The sequence below is a fragment of the Streptomyces sp. NPDC005566 genome (assembly GCF_040605575.1).
GTDB lineage: Bacteria > Actinomycetota > Actinomycetes > Streptomycetales > Streptomycetaceae > Streptomyces.
The window spans coordinates 391,468-407,739 of the sequence record NZ_JBEXDB010000004.1; the positions used below are offsets into that span (position 1 = coordinate 391,468).

A 16,272-nucleotide genomic window follows, 5' to 3' on the forward strand; every position below is an offset into this window, starting at 1 on the left:
TGACGGCATGCAGGCTTTCGTGTCCTAGGCCGTCCGTAGTCTGTCGCCATGCAGACAACTCTGATGATCTACGACGGCACCACACCGGCCGACTCCGACGTCCCGCGCACCGGGGGCGTGCCGCTGGCTCCTGCAGATTTCACCTGGCCCCTGTGCGGGGACACCTGCGGTGGGCCGCTGCAGTTCTTTGCCCACCTCCCCGTCGAGTACGGCGTCCTGTCCGTATTCGTGTGCCAGAACGACCCGGGCGCATGTGAATCCTGGGACGCGACTTCGGGCGCGAACCGGGTCTACCTGTTCCCCCGGTATGGACTGCAGCCGGTAGCCGTGCCCGAGATGGGACTGACGCTGCTGCCCGCCACCTCTGCCATCCGCACCCACGTCGTGACGCTCGACCCCGAAGAGAGCGACGACCACGAACAACTCGCACCTGATGCATACGACCTTGCCCGCTCGGGATGGAAGCGGGAGCCTGAAGAACGATTCGGGAAGCAGCGCGAAGTGCTGGGATCGCTCGGCGGCAGCCCTTCTTATCTCGAGGACGACCGACTACCCACATGTCCCTCCTGCAACGGCACGACGGAATTCGCGGCACATTTGGAGGAAGGGGAATCCGCGCAGAGAGCGATGAACCTGGGGGGCCAGCTGGGTTACGTCTTCGTCTGCCGCGCCTGCTGCGAAGGTGCCTTCCTCACAGACTGAGCACACAGACAACTGCCGCCACGACGCCGGATACTTCGGGCGCTCTACGCGACCACCACCTCGCTCGGTGCCCAAGCCCACTACGGGCGCCGTCGCGCCACACCACGCAGACCGGCATGCGACCGCCCGGCGCTCCCCTCGTCCCACCGGCCTGTTCGCCCTACGCCTGCTCACAGATTGAGGCTTCTGGTCCGGCCGGTCACCGGGGGCAAGACCGCCGCCGAGCACCACCTGATCGTCGAGGCGCACAGAATCCCGGTCTCCGCGATCACCACCGGCGGCAATCGCCTCCGCTGGGAGATCCGCTACGACATCCACCCGTACGTCACCCCTGACTGAGCCGTCATTTTCCGGCGACGGCTCCGCACGGCACTTCGTCGGGAGCAAGTGCAGGGGATGCACCCCAGGAGATGGCTGGCTCGATGCGTCCGAACTTCTCGCAGCAGCGGGACCGCGCAGCCTCACATCCGGGATCTCAGCACGTCGATCTCACAGCCCGGCGCGGAGGGGTCGAAGCCGTGCTCGACCAGCCAGCGAACCGCCAGCAGGCTTCGCAACGACCACCACGCGCGGATCACGGCGATGTCGATGTCGCTGCCGTAGCCGGCGATGACGTCGCCGAGGTGCTCCTCGTGTCCCAGCGTCAAGGTGGCGAGGTCGTACAGGGCATCTCCCTGGCCCGCCTCGGACCAGTCGATGATGCCTGTGACCTCGTCGTCGTCGACGAAGACGTGCGCGATCTGCAGGTCGCCGTGTATGAACACCGGAGCCCACGGCCGGAGCGCGGCCTCGGCGACCTGGCGGTTGCGGGTGACCAGGTCGGCGGGCAGGACGCCCTTCGTCACGAGCCGCTCGCACTCGGCGTCGAGTTCCGCCGCCAAGCCGTCGAGGCCCCTTCCCCGGCCGGGCCAGGGCGGCAGCGGCGCGTCGTGCAACTTCCGGATGGCGGCACCCGCCGCGGCCCACGCCGCCGGGGACGCGGTCGACGGCTCGCCGAGGCGTCCGAGTGCTGACCCCGAAACCGCGGCGATCGCGAGCACGGGCGGCTTACGCCACAGGACTTCTGGGGTCGGTACCGGCACCAGGGCCATCGCCTCGACCTCGACGTCGATGCGCGCCTGATCGGAGTCCACCTTCAGGAACACGTCGCCTACCCGCAAGGTCGCGCGCTCGGCATGGGCAACGACAACTTTGACCTCTTCCATGGGCGACGAGTATCCCGGGGATGACTGTCTGCGTCGCCGGGTCAAGCGCGTGTGACGGCGCGGCCGGCCGCGTCCTGCTGTCCAGCGGCCTCCTCTCCGGCACGTCACGGCGGACCATGGGCCTCGATGCGGAAGGATGGCCGACATGACAGTGCCTGCCCTGCCAGAGGAGTCCTTCCAGCGCGTACTCTGCGTCGTCGCGCACCCTGACGACATGGAGTACGGCACGTCGGCGGCCGTAGCCCGCTGGACCGCGCGCGGCATCGAGGTCGGCTATCTCCTGCTCACCCGCGGGGAGGCCGGCATGCCGAACCCTCCCGAGGAGACGGCACGCCTGCGCGTCGCCGAACAGCGGTCCGCCTGCGCCGTCGTCGGCGTCAAGCACCTGACCATCCTCGAACATCCGGACGGCGTGCTCCTCTACGGCCTCGACCTGCGCCGCGACATCTGCCGGGAGATCCGCCGGTTCAAGCCCGACGTCGTACTCGGCACCGGTTACGACATCGAGGCCCCCTGGGGCTTCGACCAGGCCGACCACCGCGCGGCCGGGCTCGCGACCCTCGACGCGGTGCGGGACGCGGGCAACCGGTGGGTCTTCCCGGAGCAGGTCGACGAGGAGGGCCTCGAACCGCACTCGGCTCGCTGGTTCATCGTTCCCGGATTCCCCGGCTCCGGCGCGACCCACGGCGTCGAGGTCACGGGTGACCCGCTGCGCCGCGGCATCGCCTCCCTCGAGGCGCACGCCGCGTACCTGGCCGCGCTCCCTGATCATCCCGCGCCCGGGGACCTCATCCCGAAGTTGACCGCGATGAGCGGCAAGGCCATGGGCGTCGAGCACGCCGTTCTGTTCCGCGCTCACGACCTCCAGGCACCACCGGACCTCTTCTCGGAAACCGGGCAGGACTGACTCGGGTCGCCCGGAGGGAATGTGCCGCAAAAATTGTTGAGCCGGGGTCAGTCCGCGAATCAGTAGGATGAGCATCCATCGCCAGCGGAGGGCGCTCGGCCCAATTCCGAGGTCCGTCACTTCGGCTCCAGCATGGACAGCGGGGACGGCACCGAGCCGGTCCGTCCGGAACTGCATTCGGTACGGGCAGGAGCCGTCGGCAGCCGACCGCACAGGGCCAGCGCGTCGTCGTTTTCCTCCGCCATTCCGGCGGACAGAGCGGCTGGTTCGGGGATGACTGTTGAACATTTCCACTAGTGGCGCCAAGGTCGTCACGGGCGTCGCCGGAGTCATGCCGGGATGAAGCTCGGCCACCAGGGCGGGACGTTGGCCGGGCACAGCGGGGAGGGGTAGGAGTCCGGCAAGCCGATCCATGTGACAAGGAACCAGATGGACCACAGAGTGAAGATGAGCCCTGCAGCCTGTGCTGACCAGCGATGACGTCTTCCGAGTGTGCTGTGCAGGATCACCCATGGAACCACAGCGGCGATCCATATCAGAGGCGCAAGAAACAGCAGAGCCATGCTGTTGGCAGCCGCGCTGCCGATGTCACAAGCAGCCCACGCCCTCCCGATCGCAGCGACGGTCACCACCGCGGTCAGCCCACCGAAGAGGACCCCGAAGCCAGTCCCTCTGATCCAGCGGCCGGGAGGATTCGACGGCTCTGCTCCCACGATCATCTCCCCATCTGCCGCGCCGTAGATGCGGAGGGTACCAACGCTCTGGAGCAGTCCGAGGGCTGCCTCAGGTTGCCTGACACTGCTCAGTCGTCGTGGGACCTGCGAAGCCGTCCCCAGCAGATGGCACTGCAACCTGGTAACCATCGACGACGTAACCACGCTTCACGGCCCGGACGGCCTACTGGAAGCTCAGGCGGTGTGGGTGGGCCGGATCGGTGGGGCAGGTGTGCACGCGCATCAGGCCGCGGCCGAGGTAGACACCGACCGGGTCGCGTACGTGCGGGTCGTTGTCGGCAACCCGGTCCTCGATCGGCAGCCAGCTGCGTGAGGCGCCGTCGCACTCCCACTTGTCCACGGTGAGCAGGGGTGGCATCGCTGCCCCGCATACCTGGCAGCCGACCGGAGCAGGATCGCTCAGATGCCAGGAGGCGAAACCTCCGACTTTCCAACCGGGCGCGATCGACAGATCGCTCATATAGCCGACCTCCTCCGGTTCCTCGGCCTGGGCCGCGGCCATCGCCGCCGCGTACTCCTCGTACGTTCCGTAGCTCGCCGATGAGGAAGGACCCTGCTCATCCTCCCCCTCCTCGTCGAGGAGCCCTTCCTCCCACTCGTCGATCTCCTCCTGGAGTCCCTCGTCCAGCAGTCCGACGTACTCGTGCTCCACGATTTGCTCAGGGTGCACGACGCACATGGTCGGGACGCATTCCGCGCGGCCGACCACTGGCTGTTCAGGCTGCGGCCTGAGTACGGCGCCGACGTCGGCGGAGCGCCGCCACTTCAGCACGACGTCGATGGTGCGGCCGTCGCCGTGCACCTCGAAGGGGCACCAGAAGACCTGCAGGAGGTCCTGGCCGACGGGTCCCACAAGATCCGGAACTTCTCGTGCGTACAACTGGGCAACGGCCAGCATCGGCAACGGGTCGTCCTCACGAAGGCCCGGGACGTGGTTGCCCCGGGCCATGCCGTCGACCAGGCGCTGTTCGCCCTCGGTGTACTCCCGTCCCCGAGCGTCCTCCTGGATCCGACGCTGCAGCCGCACGTCGGCGAGGAGGTGACCCCTGCCCTTCGCGTGTACGGACGTGCACACCGGCCACGGTTCGTCGGCCGGCCACAGCAAAGGGCCCGCCACAGAACTTTCCTGGACCGTAGGAGTGCCGTGACGAGGGTGCAGCCGGGTGGCTGTGCGCCGGTGGGCTGCAAGGGCAGGGAAGGCCGCTTCTGCATCGAGGGGACGTGGCGGGGTGGTGGGGTGCGGGTCATGAGAACCCTCCAAGGACGTTCGGAAGTGGCGCTGTGACAACCCGGATACGCGCGGGGAGAACGGTCCGCCCGACCGCGCCGGCCGGTGATGAGGTTCCCTTGCCGACCCCTGGTCCTGACTGTCGCCCGGGGCGGCTCCCGTGCCGGGCTCGATCCACTCAGGCCAGCAGCACGTCCTTGCCCGCCGTCACAGGGACAACCTGCTCGAGCGACGGCGCGTCGACTTTCACCGGCGTCCCGAAGTCCCACAGTGTCATCGTCGCCATGGCCTTCATGCCGCCGAAACAGGACAGCCGGGCCTGGACCGCGTGCCCCTTCCCGTCGACCCACACGTCCGCGTAGACAGGCATGTCGTCGCCCAGCTTCTCGCGCAGGCCGTCCATCTTCTGCTTCGGCTCCGTAGTCATCCGGAGCGTCGCGGTCGCATGGTCGATCGTTCCCCAGCGGCCGGAGTTCTACCGCTGCCAGGCCACTGAGGCTGGACGCCGGAACCCCTGACAGGCTCCCCGCCCCGTCAGCCGCACGTGGAGAGAGGAGCACGCAGTTCCACACGGAGCCGGATCGATGTGTCGATGGGCAGTCCCAGGATGGAGTAGCGCAGGTCCTTCGAGTAGTTCGCGATGAGGTCGAGATCCCGCAGCTGTCGCTGGAGCTCGGCGACGGTTGCCTCGTCGAGGTCGGGTATGTCCGCGTCCTCGTCCTGCTCGGTGAGGTACTGAAGGTGCTCGTCCACAGCATCCACGGCCCGTCGGCTGACCCAGACCGCGAAGTCCCTGCACTCGAACAGGTAGGCGTGCGCGGCATGGAGCGTCGCGGCCGCAGCGTTCTCGTCCGCATCGTCGGGACCGTCTTGGCCGTCGTTGTGGCAGTAGTCGCTGAGCATGTACTCGGCCACCCCCCGCTTCACGGCCGTGAACGCGGTCGAGTCCCCGAGCGAGGCCTCCCACACGGAGTTCAGCAGGGGCCGCAGGCTTATCGTGAACGAAGCCTGCTCCTCCTTGGGCAGTGCTTCATGCCGGCCCATGAGCCGTTCGGCGGTGCCGGCGGCGAACACTCCACGCTCGCCGGACGACATGGCCGCCAGCCGCTCCTCCACCGACGCTGACAAATCTTGCCACGTGTCCATTCGCGCCCCCCACGTCAAGAGAACGGCGAGCTCACGCGCGCTTGGGGGATCAACGCACCCACAGCTGACAACGCTTGAAGCGGAATCTGAGCAGCCCGGCGCCGAGGGGCGGATGAGGAGGCCCGCCCGCACAGCGCCTGTCAGGGGCATGCACCGGCAGGGCCGAGACAACCGCCTCGCGGCGGAGCGGGCACTACAGGGCCAGTTCGATTCGGGCTCTGAAATCAGGCGTGCCCGGTGAATGGTCAAGGGGTTCAGTCCCCTTGAGGGAGAGGGTTGGGGCTGCTCGTGAAATCCCATCCGTGGGCGGGCGGGCGGGCGTGCGGTCCGGCCGGCAGACATACTGGAGGCAACACGTGGAGGATGCATAGAATCCGATGAGCCGATCTATCAGTTCCGGCGCGATGTCACGCGACCGGAAGTGGAAGGCCCCCCGAACCTGCTGGACGTGACAGGGGTGAACGGTCTGGCCCAAGCCTTGGGCGTTGCGAGCTTCTGGATCCGCAAGGGCATCGCCGACAACGTTGAGGTACTCAACCGGCAACGACCAGTCCTTGCGGTCTCACGATTCGACGTGCGTACGCTCGATGAACCGTGCCGGCAGGACACCTACCAGGTCCGGACGCTTGACCAACAGCATGCTTTGATCTGCCTCGGCCAGGCGGCCCAACTGCGAGACGCGTTGGTCCTCGCTGATGAGCAGCTGTTGTCCCGAAGTGCGCTCGCTACGGTGCAGGTGCGCAGAGATGGCTCCATCGTTGCACTTCTGACCCACGCGGACCTGGGCCGTTTGTGGCCCGGACGCGGCGTTCGCAGGCGCATCAGGGATTCCGGCTTCAGTCGAGAGGAACCCCCACCCCTAGTCATTCGACCAACCAGAGTCGACAGATCCGGGAGATCGCCGACTGCGACATGCCCGTGGCAGCCGCCATCGACCGGGTCGACCAGTGGGTGGCGTTCTTCGGACTCTCCTCGGGTGTCTTGGCGATGACCCGCTCGACGCCGGCGTCACTGGTCTTCCGCGGGGCACCCGACCGCGGTTCGTCGGACAGACCGTCCAGGCCACGTTCTACAAACCCCGCCGCCAGGTGCGGACCGTGTCCGCAGCAACATTCAGCCGCCGGGACACATCCAGAATCGGGTGTCCCTCCGCGCACTCCAGCACAGCCCGCTGGGCATCGGTCACCGACAACGGCGGCATTTTCGGACCGGACGACTCATAGACAACCGACGACGACCTGCGACTCAGGTCACTGGTCGGCGGTGGGCAGGTGGACGAGGTCGAGGCGGTCCACCAGCTCCTGCTCCGGATCCTCATGGCTCCACTCCGGGAGGCGCGCCACCTCCAGCTGCTTGCCATGCAGCTTCTCGACCTGCGACAGCCACAGGCGGAGCGCGGGTTTGCTGCATCCGGGTGGAGGAGCCAATCCCTCGAGCGCCGGGTGCTGAGTGATCAGGGCAGGCGCGCACACATCGGCTGCTCGCTGGAGCTGCCAGAACTCCAAACTGTCGTCCGTCATCCAGTTGAGGAGGTCGGTGAGGCCATCCCTCTCTCGGGTGGACAGGAGGTGCGGTGTGGTAACGCTGAGCACGTCGGCCAGCGCTACCCGTCGGGTCTCAGTCATCACTGCATCATGCCGTTTGTGCGGTGCTGTTGCCCGACTTCTCCACGGCTTGTTTCTCTTGAGACCTCTGGTTCGCGAACCTGAGTTCACCGATGCTCAGTGTCTCTTCGGTGCCAGGACCGTCTACGTCGGCAGGGTTACCGGGGGGAGGGGCGGGCCTCACTCGTCTCGACCTGCAGACCCGTCACGTGTTCGACGCGGCAAGCGGTACCGCCTCAGGCCGCAGATGTCCCGATCCGCTCGGTGCTCGCCCTGGCGGAAGGCGGCGAGGCTGCGATGCTGGCCGATTCGATCGCGACATCAACTCGAGCATGGACGACCAGCCTCGACCCACCTGAGTCGGCATTGTCTTCCAAGAGGCGTCGCGTGGCGGCATCGTGGGTGGCGACCGACAGCAGTGTGTCCAGATCGCGACACTGACGGTGTGCACGGAGGACGGCGGAGGCAGTCGCAGGGGCGGCTGCGGCGTCGTCGAGTACGACAAGCACGGGCGAGGGCCGGTGAGCATGGACGAGGTCCGTGATCTCAGTGGCCAGTCCCGCCCGCCCGCTCACCCCCGGGTCCTCTTGAACGGTGATGACAAGGACTTCGCGTACAAGTCTGTGGGACAGCACGGTGATCTCCGTTCCAGGCTTCGACGGGTTCGCGTGCACTGCGTCTGCCCTGCCCGCTTGCTCCCAAGCAAGGAACTCGTACACGCGGCGAAGCCCTGTCGGGCCGCAGGAGACGAACCGGCAGGGTCGTTGTCGCCGCCCTCGCACGGGCCCAGCAGCCACGAAAGGCGGGCGATTTCCAACGGCTGACACATGCCTGGAGTGCAAGACCTCGTCCCGTCCTCCGTTCTCGCGGTCGGCTGGCCGGACGGTACCGACGGGCTCCATACCGAGGACTTCAGTGGGGCCCACCCTGAAACGTGCGAGAGCTACGGCAAGGACCTCGTGACAGGTGGACGGCGACCGAACGGATGAGCAAGGGCTCGGCCCTGAGGGCAGGGCGTGTCTGGCAGCGTTTCGTGCGGATGGTCACGCACGATGAAAACGACCCTGTAGGCCCCACAGGGCTCGTACCGGTCCGACGGCGGGCTCGACCGCTGCCTGAAGAGACAGCAGGGCGGCGGGCAGACTCGGAACGGCGAGCGCGGGAGGTATCGATGCCGGACGCGGTTGTGATCGGTGCGGGTCCCAATGGTCTGGTAGCAGCAAATCTCCTTGCCGCTGCAGGATGGAGCGTCGAGGTGCTCGAGGCCCAGCCGGAGCCTGGCGGCGGGGTCCGCAGCGACAGAGGCGTCCACCCGGACTATGTGAGCGACCTCTTCAGTGCCTTCTACCCGCTGGCTGCCGCCTCTCCGGTCCTCGCAGGACTGGACCTGCACGATGACGGGCTCAGCTGGAGCCACGCCCCGCGCGTTCTGGCGCACCCGCTGCCGGACGGTCGCTGCGCGGTTCTCGAACGGGGAGCCGAGGACACAGCAAACGGGCTGGACACGTTCGCCGCGGGCGACGGCGCGGCGTGGCTCGACATGTACGGCACGTGGAACCGCCTGGGGCCGGACATTCTGCGTGCTCTGTTCACGCCCTTCCCGCCGGTGCGTTCCGGAGTTCGACTCGCGGCCAGACTTCGGGCAGCCGGCGGGCTCCGCCTGGCGCGGACGTTGCTGCTGCCCGTGCGTCGTCTGGGGGAGGAGCAGTTCCGCGGCGAGGCAGCCAGGCTCCTCCTCGCAGGCAACGCGCTGCACGCGGATCTCGGCCCCGAAGCGGCAGGAAGCGGGGGCTTCGGATGGCTGATGTCCATGCTCGGGCAGACCTACGGCTTTCCGGTGCCGGTCGGGGGCGCCGGTGCGCTCACAGCGGCTCTGGTACGGCGGCTGGAGCGGCACGGTGGCACGGTCCGGTGCGGGGAACGTGTGAATGAGATCGTCGTTCGCGGCGGACGTGCTGTCGGCGTACGTACCGCAGGGGGCGATTCGGTGTCGGCGTCCCGTGCCGTCGTTGCCGACGTTTCCGCACCGGCTCTGTACGGCGAGCTGATCAGCGCGCAGCATCTTCCCCACCGGCTGCTGGAGGACATGCGCGGGTTCCAGTGGGACTTCGCGACGTTCAAGATCGACTGGGCCTTGACCGGCCCGGTGCCCTGGACTGCTGGTGACGCTGCTTCGGCGGGTACCGTCCACCTGGTCGACGGGGTCGACGGCCTCACCCGCTTCGCCGCGCAGATCGCGACGGGCCAGGTGCCCGACCGCCCCTTCCTCCTCTTCGGGCAGATGACCACGGCCGACGCCACTCGTTCACCGGCCGGCACCGAATCGGCCTGGGCCTACACCCATGTCCCGCACCGGATCAAGGGAGATGCTGGCGAGGACAACCTGACGGGGCGATGGGACCGGCGCGAGCAGGAAGCCATGGCCGACCGCATGGAGAGCGAGGTCGAACGCTGGGCCCCAGGTTTCCGTTCCCGAATCGCCTCCCGTCGCGTTCTCGCACCGCCGACCATCGAGTCCATGAACGCCAATCTGCGGGGAGGGGCGATCAACGGTGGAACCGCAGCCGTCCACCAGCAATTGGTGTTCCGGCCCGTTCCGGGCACCGGGCGGCCAGAAACCCCGGTGAAGGGCCTGTACCTCGCCTCGGCCTCCGCGCACCCCGGCGGCGGAGTCCACGGGGCCCCAGGTGCCAACGCAGCGCGCGCCGCCCTGCGCGGCAGACGCGGTATCAGCTTGCGTGCACCGGGCACCTCGTGAGCCGAGCGCACAGGGCGCAGCACGAGAGGAGCTCGGAACACGGCTTCCCCGTGCCCGGCCGGGGATCGGACAACGCTGCTTTCGGCAGGCAACGCTGCAGTTCATACTCAGGCGGCAGCCTACTCCCGGACGCCGGACTGTCAGACGAATGGCCGCGCGGTTGTCAGGCCCGCGTACCTCCGGATACCTCTGCTGCGCGTCCACCGGCCCCCAACAGGCCCGTTGCCGGGAACTGTGATCGCGTCAGTTCCCGGCGTGCCAGCACGGAGACCAGCCCGGGCAGACCGGCGCGCACCGCCTGGACGCCTCGCAGCCACCCGGGCACGTACACGGAAGGCGTTCGACGCTCGACTGCGTGGACCACGAGCCGGGCGACATGATCTGCGGGGTAGGTCTTCCGGGCTGGCGGCGGCATGTGGGCGCGGAGCTCCCGCAGCACGGCGTGCTGATCGGCGTCGCGGATCATGTCGGTGTCGATCCAGTTCAGATACGCGATTCCCACGCCGACCCCGCGGGGAGCGAGCTCAGCGCGCAGGGAGTGCGAGAAGGACTCCACGCCCGCCTTGGAAGCGCAGTACGCGCTCATCATCGGCGCGGCGCCGATGGATGCGAGGGAGGCGATCTGGAGGTAATAGCCCCGGGTGCCGAGCAGTTGAGGCAAGAACGCCCGTGCGGTGATCGCGCTGCCCACGAGGTTGACATCGATCACGCGTCTCCAGCTGGCCGGGTCGGATCGGGCGAACGGGCCTCCCTCCGCCACTCCCGCGTTGGCGACGACGACCGAAACGGGGCCCAGACGGCGGGCCACTTCCTCGGCCGCGCGGGCCATGGCCTCGTCGTCGGTGACATCGACATGCCAGTGTTGAGACTCCGTCGGAAGTTCGCCCGCCGTCCGGGCGAGTGCGTCTTCCTCCAGGCCGAGCAGAGCCACGCGGACGCCCTTCTCGGCCAGCTCTCGGGCGACGGCCTGTCCGAGACCGCGCGCGGCGCCGGTCACCACGGCTGTCCGACCGCTCAGGATGTGCTTCCGGTCAGTCACGATAACTCCTGCGAATATGCGGGGCGTTGCGAATCGGTTGCATGGTGCGCTCCCTCATGCGGCCAGGTCACAGAAGGCGGACGCATCGGCGAGCTGGTGTACGCGTGTTGGTGTGACCAGGCCGCGGAATCAGTGGCGACGTGAGGATCTCCCGGTCGGTCCGGTGTCGGCCCGCCACGGTACGAGCTCCGCCGAGGCCAGGACTGTGCACCGTCGACGACGCCCGGTCCAACGGGATGCCGACCTCCTGTTCGTCGTCGCCGATGTGTACAAGCGTCCGTGACCGGCTGGACGACTCCCGACCGGGGCGGGCTCTGATGCAAGGCGAACGGCCGGTACCCCGCCCCCGAGGTACCGGCCGGTTCCGATGGTCGCGGCCTGGTCAGGCGGCCTTCTTCTTCAGTGATGTCAAATGGGCGAAGACGACGACGTTGGCCGAGTAGCCGGCCTTCTTGTCGAAGCGTCCGCCGCACGTCAGCACCCTCAGCTCCGGACGTCCGGTTGCGCCGTACACCTTGTCGTCCGGGAACTTGTCCTTCGTGTACGTCCTCACCTTGTCGACCGTGAAGACCGCGGTTCGCTTGTCCGCCCGGGTGACCTTCACGGTGTCGCCACGACGGAGGACATTGAGATTGAGGAAGATGGCCGGCCCCGTCGCCGTGTCCCGATGACCCACGAGCAGCGACGTTCCCGCTTCACCGGGGGAGGGGCCCTTGCGGTACCAGCCCACAAGCTCGGGTTTGCTCAGCGGTGGGGCGCCGAGCCGGCCCTTCTTGTCGAGGGCGAGGCCGGTGACCGGCGCCTCGATGAAGATCGCGGGGATGGTGACCTTGACCGGGCGGGAGCGCAACAGCGGTGCATGCGACGGGGCCACCTTCTTCTGCGGCTTGTGCGGTGTCCTCCGGAAGGGCGGAGCCCCGCCGCCCGCGGCGTCGCTGCCGCGGGCGGCGGTGACCGACGAGGCGTCCTCGGGCGAGCCGGAGCTCGCCCACACGACGCCGGCCACCAGAGTGAGGGTCACAGACAGGGTCATCGTGAGCCGACATGCGCGACTCGGCCCCCGCCGTCGCCTGCGCGAGTTATGCCTCGTTGCGGGCACGGCGGCGTGCGGATCGGCGTACCAGGATCAGCCCGGCGATTCCGGCTGCGGCAGCCACCGCCGCCGCCGGGGCCCCCATGTTCGACTCGCTCTCGGAGCTGACGCCCTGCATGTCCGGCACGCCCCCGCCGCCCGCAGGGACCGCCCCGGACGGCTTGTCGTAGATCGCGGCTGTGCCCTTCTCGGCGCTCTTCTCGCCGCCCGCCGCGGACGACGAACCCGGTCGCCCGCCTTCCGAGCGGCCGCCGTTCTGGCCGCCCTGGCCGCCCTGACCACGCTGGGAGCAGTCGACGACGAAACTCTTGTTCTTCACGGGGTCTCCCTCGATCGGCCACTCGAGCTTGTACGTGCCCTCGGGAAGGAGGTACTCCTGGCTCCGGGCCCGGCCGCCGGCGAGGGGGAGGGTGGCCGACAGTGTGTTGAGAGGCGTGGCCTCAGGCTTCTCGGTGATCTTCCAGGGGACGGCGTCCAGAGTCTCGAAGTTGCTGGCCACGAGCACGAACTTGCAGACCTCGACGCCCTCGCGATCACCGCTGGAGTACCAGCTGACCGAGCGGATGTCGATGTTGCCGCTCTCGCCCTCGGCGAATGCGGCGGGTGCCCCGGCCAGGGTGACGCCGACGGCCGCGACCGCGACCGCGACAGTGGCGCCCGTGCGGGCGGTGCGTGAGCGGGCGGAAGAGGTTGTGCGCATGCTGGACTCCTTCGAGCCGAGATGATTGTCGTACTGGCATCTGACCGCCTAAGAGATGGCATGGATCTTCAGGAGAGAGCGTGGGGACACCACAAAAGGCCAGAAAAGTACCCTGACTAGCCGATAGGGACAGGGGTGCCGCCGGGGTCCGGCTCCTCCAGAAGGCGAAAGTGCGGGAACCTTTTCGTCCGCCCGTAGACGTCACAGAAGAGCCAGTCCGAGCTGGTTGACGCATCGGAACGCAACCGCGGGCTGACATCCACCGCGAGCACGATCCGGCCGTCGTACATGCGCGGCAGGGGCAGTCCGACCCAGCCGGCACGCAGTCGGGCAGCACCGATGCGGCCGCAGTTCAGTCCGCCGTACAGAGCGCCATGGCCGCGCCGGTGCTCAGGTGCGAGTGTCAGATCGACAAGCGACCTCACCGGCCCACTGCGCGGAGCAGTGCGTCGGCGAGTTCGAAACAGCGCAACCGCACGGGCGGTCAAGCACTCGTAGAAATCTGACCGGAAGCCGGACAGCACTGACAGAGACTCCACGCGCACAGCGTCGTCCAGCGCACGCAGGCTCACGGCCTTGCTGGTGATCAGGGGTGCCCTCAGCAACGCACATGATCACGCCAGGTCCTCCCTGCCGTCCGGCCGTCAAAGAAGGGTGCTTACTCACCAGGCTCGGGAACAAGCGGCAAGTACTACTCAGCCCGGCGGCCGGCGGGGCCCAGATCGCGCTCGTCGAGCACTTCGATGTCTGTGACACCCGTCGCAGACGGGTCCAGGTTCAACCAGATGACATCTTCGCCGCCGCGCTGCAACTGCGACATCTGAGACCCCGATGAGCCGAAGGGTGCCGTGAGCAGGTTGGTGCAGGTGGGCGAGCACCCGCATGGACGGTGGTACAGCAATCCATCGATGACCTCGGCCAGGGGATCAGCCTCAGCGCGCAGCAGCTGAACAGTCTCGACGACGTGTTCCGGGAAGGCATCAGCCAGTCGTGGTTACTGCGCCGCGGTCATGGCACCGAACCGTACACGCGGCACCTGTCTTGCGAGCTCAGACTGGATTTGCCCCATGTCGGAGGTGAAGAAGCCGTTGCTATGCCGATCATGGGGTCTGTCGATCGAACGGGAGTCTCGATCAGGTGATCGCAGGCCTTGCCCGGCATGAGAGCAGAGCTTGGCGGTATGCGGGGAAACTCCAGGGGAGCGGACGGAGGTGCGCTGCTACGGTCGGGCGCTATGAGCTGGCTTCCCGATGACTTCGTCCACCCCGTCCTGGTACCGCTGCCGGGCGGTGGTCATCACCTTCGGCCGATCCGCGAGGTGGACACCCCGCTCGACTATCCGGCTGTGATGGGTTCGCGCGAGCGGCTGTGGACCATTTTCGGCCCGGCCTGGGGCTGGCCCGCGGACACCATGACCTACGAGGCCGACCAGGCCGACCTCTTGCGGCACGAGAAGGAGATCGCCGCGCACCAGTCCTTCAACTACGCGCTGTTCGACGCGGCGGAGACAGTTCTGCTCGGCTGTGTCTACATCGACCCGCCGGCGAGGGCCGGTGCGGACGGCGAGATCGCCTGGTGGGTGGTGGACGAGTTGGTGGGCAGCACGGTCGAGCAGGCACTCGACGCGCTGGTGCCGCAGTGGATCGCCGACGACTGGCCGTTCGAGCAGCCGCGCTTCCTCGGCCGTGAGATCTCCTGGTCGGACTGGCTCGCCCTGCCGCAGCACCCCGGCACGTAAGTGGCTGTTGCCCCTGTCGATCTCGAAGGCTGTGGGTCGACCGGGAGTCCCGATCGGGCGACTGCGGCGGTTTCCGCGCGTGGAAGCAGGGCCTCCTGGTAGCTCGGGGGTGCGATCCCAGTCGGAGCCACGCGGGGCTGAGAAGCGTCGCGCGTCAGCGTGGTCTTCAGATTCGTGCCTGCCGCCGGGGCGTCGTCCCCGCTGAACCGTGTCGGCGGACCCCGGGCACTCACCGACGAGGTCCTCCAGACAGACAGGCGGCCCTCGAAGTGCCCTGCCGGTTGGGGCGCGGTGCGGGGGTGCGACGATGCGGACATGCGCGAGTTGAGCGAGCTGATCGACGTCGAGGAGCCGGCCTGGCCGGAGCTCAGGGAGACTCTCGGCGGTGGGCCGGTGTCCGTCGAGGTGCTTCCGTCCGATAGCGACCTGGCCAGGGCATCGCTGCTTCAACTGCAGGTCACGGCCAGGTCGTACCTGGGTGCGGTGGTGCTGCATTGTGGCGCTCTGCTGGTGGACGACGGATGGGTGCGGGTGTTCGGCAGCCCGCTGGACGGGACGGCGCCGAGCCTGGCCCAGGTCAATCAGTTCCCGGGAGAGTTCGACTCCGCGTGGCGACCCGATGCCGGATTGGTGGTCGCGCACGACGTGTTGGGTGGCGTCTTCGCTCTCAATGGCGTAGCTCCCACCAGCGTCGGCCGCCCGGGGACACCGGGTGAGATGATCTACTTCGCCCCTGATTCGCTTCGCTGGGAGGCTCTGGGGGCCGGACACTCTGAGTGGCTGGCCTGGCTGGTGTCGGGCGCGCTCGATCAGTTCTACGCGGATCTGCGCTGGTCGGACTGGCAGGACGAGGTCCGGGCGTTGAACAGCGATCAGGGCATGTCGCTGTTTCCACCATTGTGGTCCGCCGAGGCGCGCCAGGACATCTCCGCGACCAGTCGTCGCGCCGTGCCCATGGCCGAGTTGCTCGGTGTCGCCCGCGACTCATGCCGACAGTTCGACGGGATTGATCCGGGCCTTCTCGGCGCCGTGTGAACCGGTCACCCGGGCCGGCCTGCGGAAACCGAACCAGGCAGCGGCGATTTCGGCGAAGGCCAGGAAGTGTTCGGCTTTGCGCTCGTAGCGGCGGTGCAGGCGGCGGCAGCCGGCCGGCCACGCCACCGTCCGCTCCACGGTCCAGCGGTGACGGCCCAGCCGCGGAGCGGACTCAATGTCCCTGCGGGCGATGCGCGGGGTGATTGTGCGGGATCGGAGCCACCGGCGCCGGGCGGTCGTGGTCGTACCCCTTGTCCGCGTGGAGCTTGGCCGGCCGACGGCGACGTGGGGACCTCCCCCTGAGTCGTGGACACGCTGATACTGGATCTGCTTGATCCGGAGGAAGCGAGAAGACCGTCGATGGCGATGAAGGACTATTCGGA

General features: G+C 68.0%; 17 protein-coding genes and 1 pseudogene. 6 read left to right on the plus strand and 12 right to left on the minus strand.

All coding sequences use genetic code 11. From position 1 onward, the window contains the following. Positions 1-48 precede the first annotated feature (48 nt). Both ABZS61_RS09090 and ABZS61_RS09095 read left to right on the plus strand, forming a co-directional pair. Positions 49-702 (plus strand): hypothetical protein, encoded by a 654-nt coding sequence (locus ABZS61_RS09090; RefSeq protein ID WP_356417493.1) that lies wholly within the window; start codon positions 49-51, stop codon positions 700-702. Between the two features lie 177 nt (positions 703-879). Continuing rightward, positions 880-1,041 (plus strand): hypothetical protein, encoded by a 162-nt coding sequence (locus tag ABZS61_RS09095; RefSeq protein WP_356417494.1) that lies wholly within the window; start codon positions 880-882, stop codon positions 1,039-1,041. Between the two features lie 122 nt (positions 1,042-1,163). On the opposite strand, the gene ABZS61_RS09100 is transcribed toward ABZS61_RS09095, so the two are convergent. Next, a complete protein-coding gene (locus ABZS61_RS09100) occupies positions 1,164-1,907 on the minus strand; it encodes a phosphotransferase (protein WP_356417495.1) in 744 nt (247 codons plus the stop codon). Between the two features lie 145 nt (positions 1,908-2,052). Between ABZS61_RS09100 and ABZS61_RS09105 the strand changes: the two genes are divergently transcribed. After that, the gene (locus ABZS61_RS09105; RefSeq protein ID WP_356417496.1) at positions 2,053-2,814 is read left to right on the plus strand and encodes a PIG-L deacetylase family protein; all 762 of its coding nucleotides are present in this window, start codon (positions 2,053-2,055) and stop codon (positions 2,812-2,814) included. Between the two features lie 116 nt (positions 2,815-2,930). Here the strand turns inward: ABZS61_RS09105 and ABZS61_RS09110 are convergent, their stop codons facing one another. The 6 genes from ABZS61_RS09110 to ABZS61_RS09135 form a co-directional block, all read right to left on the minus strand. Continuing rightward, complete coding sequence (locus ABZS61_RS09110; protein WP_356417497.1) at positions 2,931-3,059, minus strand: hypothetical protein; 129 nt, start codon at positions 3,057-3,059, stop codon at positions 2,931-2,933. A 652-nt stretch (positions 3,060-3,711) separates the two neighbouring features. After that, complete coding sequence (locus ABZS61_RS09115; RefSeq protein ID WP_356417498.1) at positions 3,712-4,665, minus strand: hypothetical protein; 954 nt, start codon at positions 4,663-4,665, stop codon at positions 3,712-3,714. 289 nt (positions 4,666-4,954) lie between these two features. Further along, positions 4,955-5,203 carry a hypothetical protein gene (locus ABZS61_RS09120; protein ID WP_356417499.1) on the minus strand — a complete coding sequence of 83 codons (249 nt, stop codon included), beginning with the start codon at positions 5,201-5,203 and terminating at the stop codon, positions 4,955-4,957. A gap of 107 nt (positions 5,204-5,310) precedes the next feature. Continuing rightward, a complete protein-coding gene (locus ABZS61_RS09125) occupies positions 5,311-5,871 on the minus strand; it encodes a hypothetical protein (RefSeq protein ID WP_356417500.1) in 561 nt (186 codons plus the stop codon). Between the two features lie 914 nt (positions 5,872-6,785). After that, entirely contained in the window at positions 6,786-7,079 is a 294-nt protein-coding gene (locus ABZS61_RS09130; RefSeq protein ID WP_356417501.1) for a helix-turn-helix domain-containing protein, read from the minus strand. A 93-nt stretch (positions 7,080-7,172) separates the two neighbouring features. Continuing rightward, on the minus strand, positions 7,173-7,547 hold the full coding sequence (locus tag ABZS61_RS09135; protein ID WP_356417502.1) for a hypothetical protein: 375 nt from the start codon (positions 7,545-7,547) through the stop codon (positions 7,173-7,175). Between the two features lie 1,150 nt (positions 7,548-8,697). Between ABZS61_RS09135 and ABZS61_RS09140 the strand changes: the two genes are divergently transcribed. Then, positions 8,698-10,284 carry an NAD(P)/FAD-dependent oxidoreductase gene (locus ABZS61_RS09140; RefSeq protein WP_356417503.1) on the plus strand — a complete coding sequence of 529 codons (1,587 nt, stop codon included), beginning with the start codon at positions 8,698-8,700 and terminating at the stop codon, positions 10,282-10,284. 163 nt (positions 10,285-10,447) lie between these two features. Here ABZS61_RS09140 and ABZS61_RS09145 read toward each other — a convergent pair whose 3' ends face one another. The 4 genes from ABZS61_RS09145 to ABZS61_RS09160 all read right to left on the minus strand — a co-directional run bounded on the left by ABZS61_RS09145 (position 10,448) and on the right by ABZS61_RS09160 (position 13,688). Further along, complete coding sequence (locus ABZS61_RS09145; RefSeq protein ID WP_356417504.1) at positions 10,448-11,323, minus strand: SDR family oxidoreductase; 876 nt, start codon at positions 11,321-11,323, stop codon at positions 10,448-10,450. Between the two features lie 382 nt (positions 11,324-11,705). Next, a complete protein-coding gene (locus ABZS61_RS09150) occupies positions 11,706-12,356 on the minus strand; it encodes a class F sortase (protein WP_356417505.1) in 651 nt (216 codons plus the stop codon). A 46-nt stretch (positions 12,357-12,402) separates the two neighbouring features. Continuing rightward, positions 12,403-13,116 carry a hypothetical protein gene (locus ABZS61_RS09155; RefSeq protein ID WP_356417506.1) on the minus strand — a complete coding sequence of 238 codons (714 nt, stop codon included), beginning with the start codon at positions 13,114-13,116 and terminating at the stop codon, positions 12,403-12,405. Positions 13,117-13,232: 116 nt separating this feature from the next. After that, entirely contained in the window at positions 13,233-13,688 is a 456-nt protein-coding gene (locus ABZS61_RS09160) for a transposase (protein WP_356417507.1), read from the minus strand. Positions 13,689-14,350: 662 nt separating this feature from the next. Between ABZS61_RS09160 and ABZS61_RS09165 the strand changes: the two genes are divergently transcribed. Together ABZS61_RS09165 and ABZS61_RS09170 are read left to right on the plus strand one after the other, a co-directional pair. Next, a complete protein-coding gene (locus ABZS61_RS09165) occupies positions 14,351-14,854 on the plus strand; it encodes an N-acetyltransferase (RefSeq protein WP_356417508.1) in 504 nt (167 codons plus the stop codon). Positions 14,855-15,169: 315 nt separating this feature from the next. Further along, positions 15,170-15,889: a DUF2625 domain-containing protein gene (locus tag ABZS61_RS09170; protein ID WP_356417509.1), complete on the plus strand. Its 720-nt coding sequence runs from the start codon at positions 15,170-15,172 to the stop codon at positions 15,887-15,889. Here ABZS61_RS09170 and ABZS61_RS09175 read toward each other — a convergent pair. Beyond that, positions 15,839-16,190: pseudogene (locus ABZS61_RS09175) on the minus strand (transposase); the annotation flags it as partial. The gene ABZS61_RS09170 and the pseudogene ABZS61_RS09175 overlap by 51 nt on opposite strands. Between the last annotated feature and the right edge of the window lie 82 nt (positions 16,191-16,272).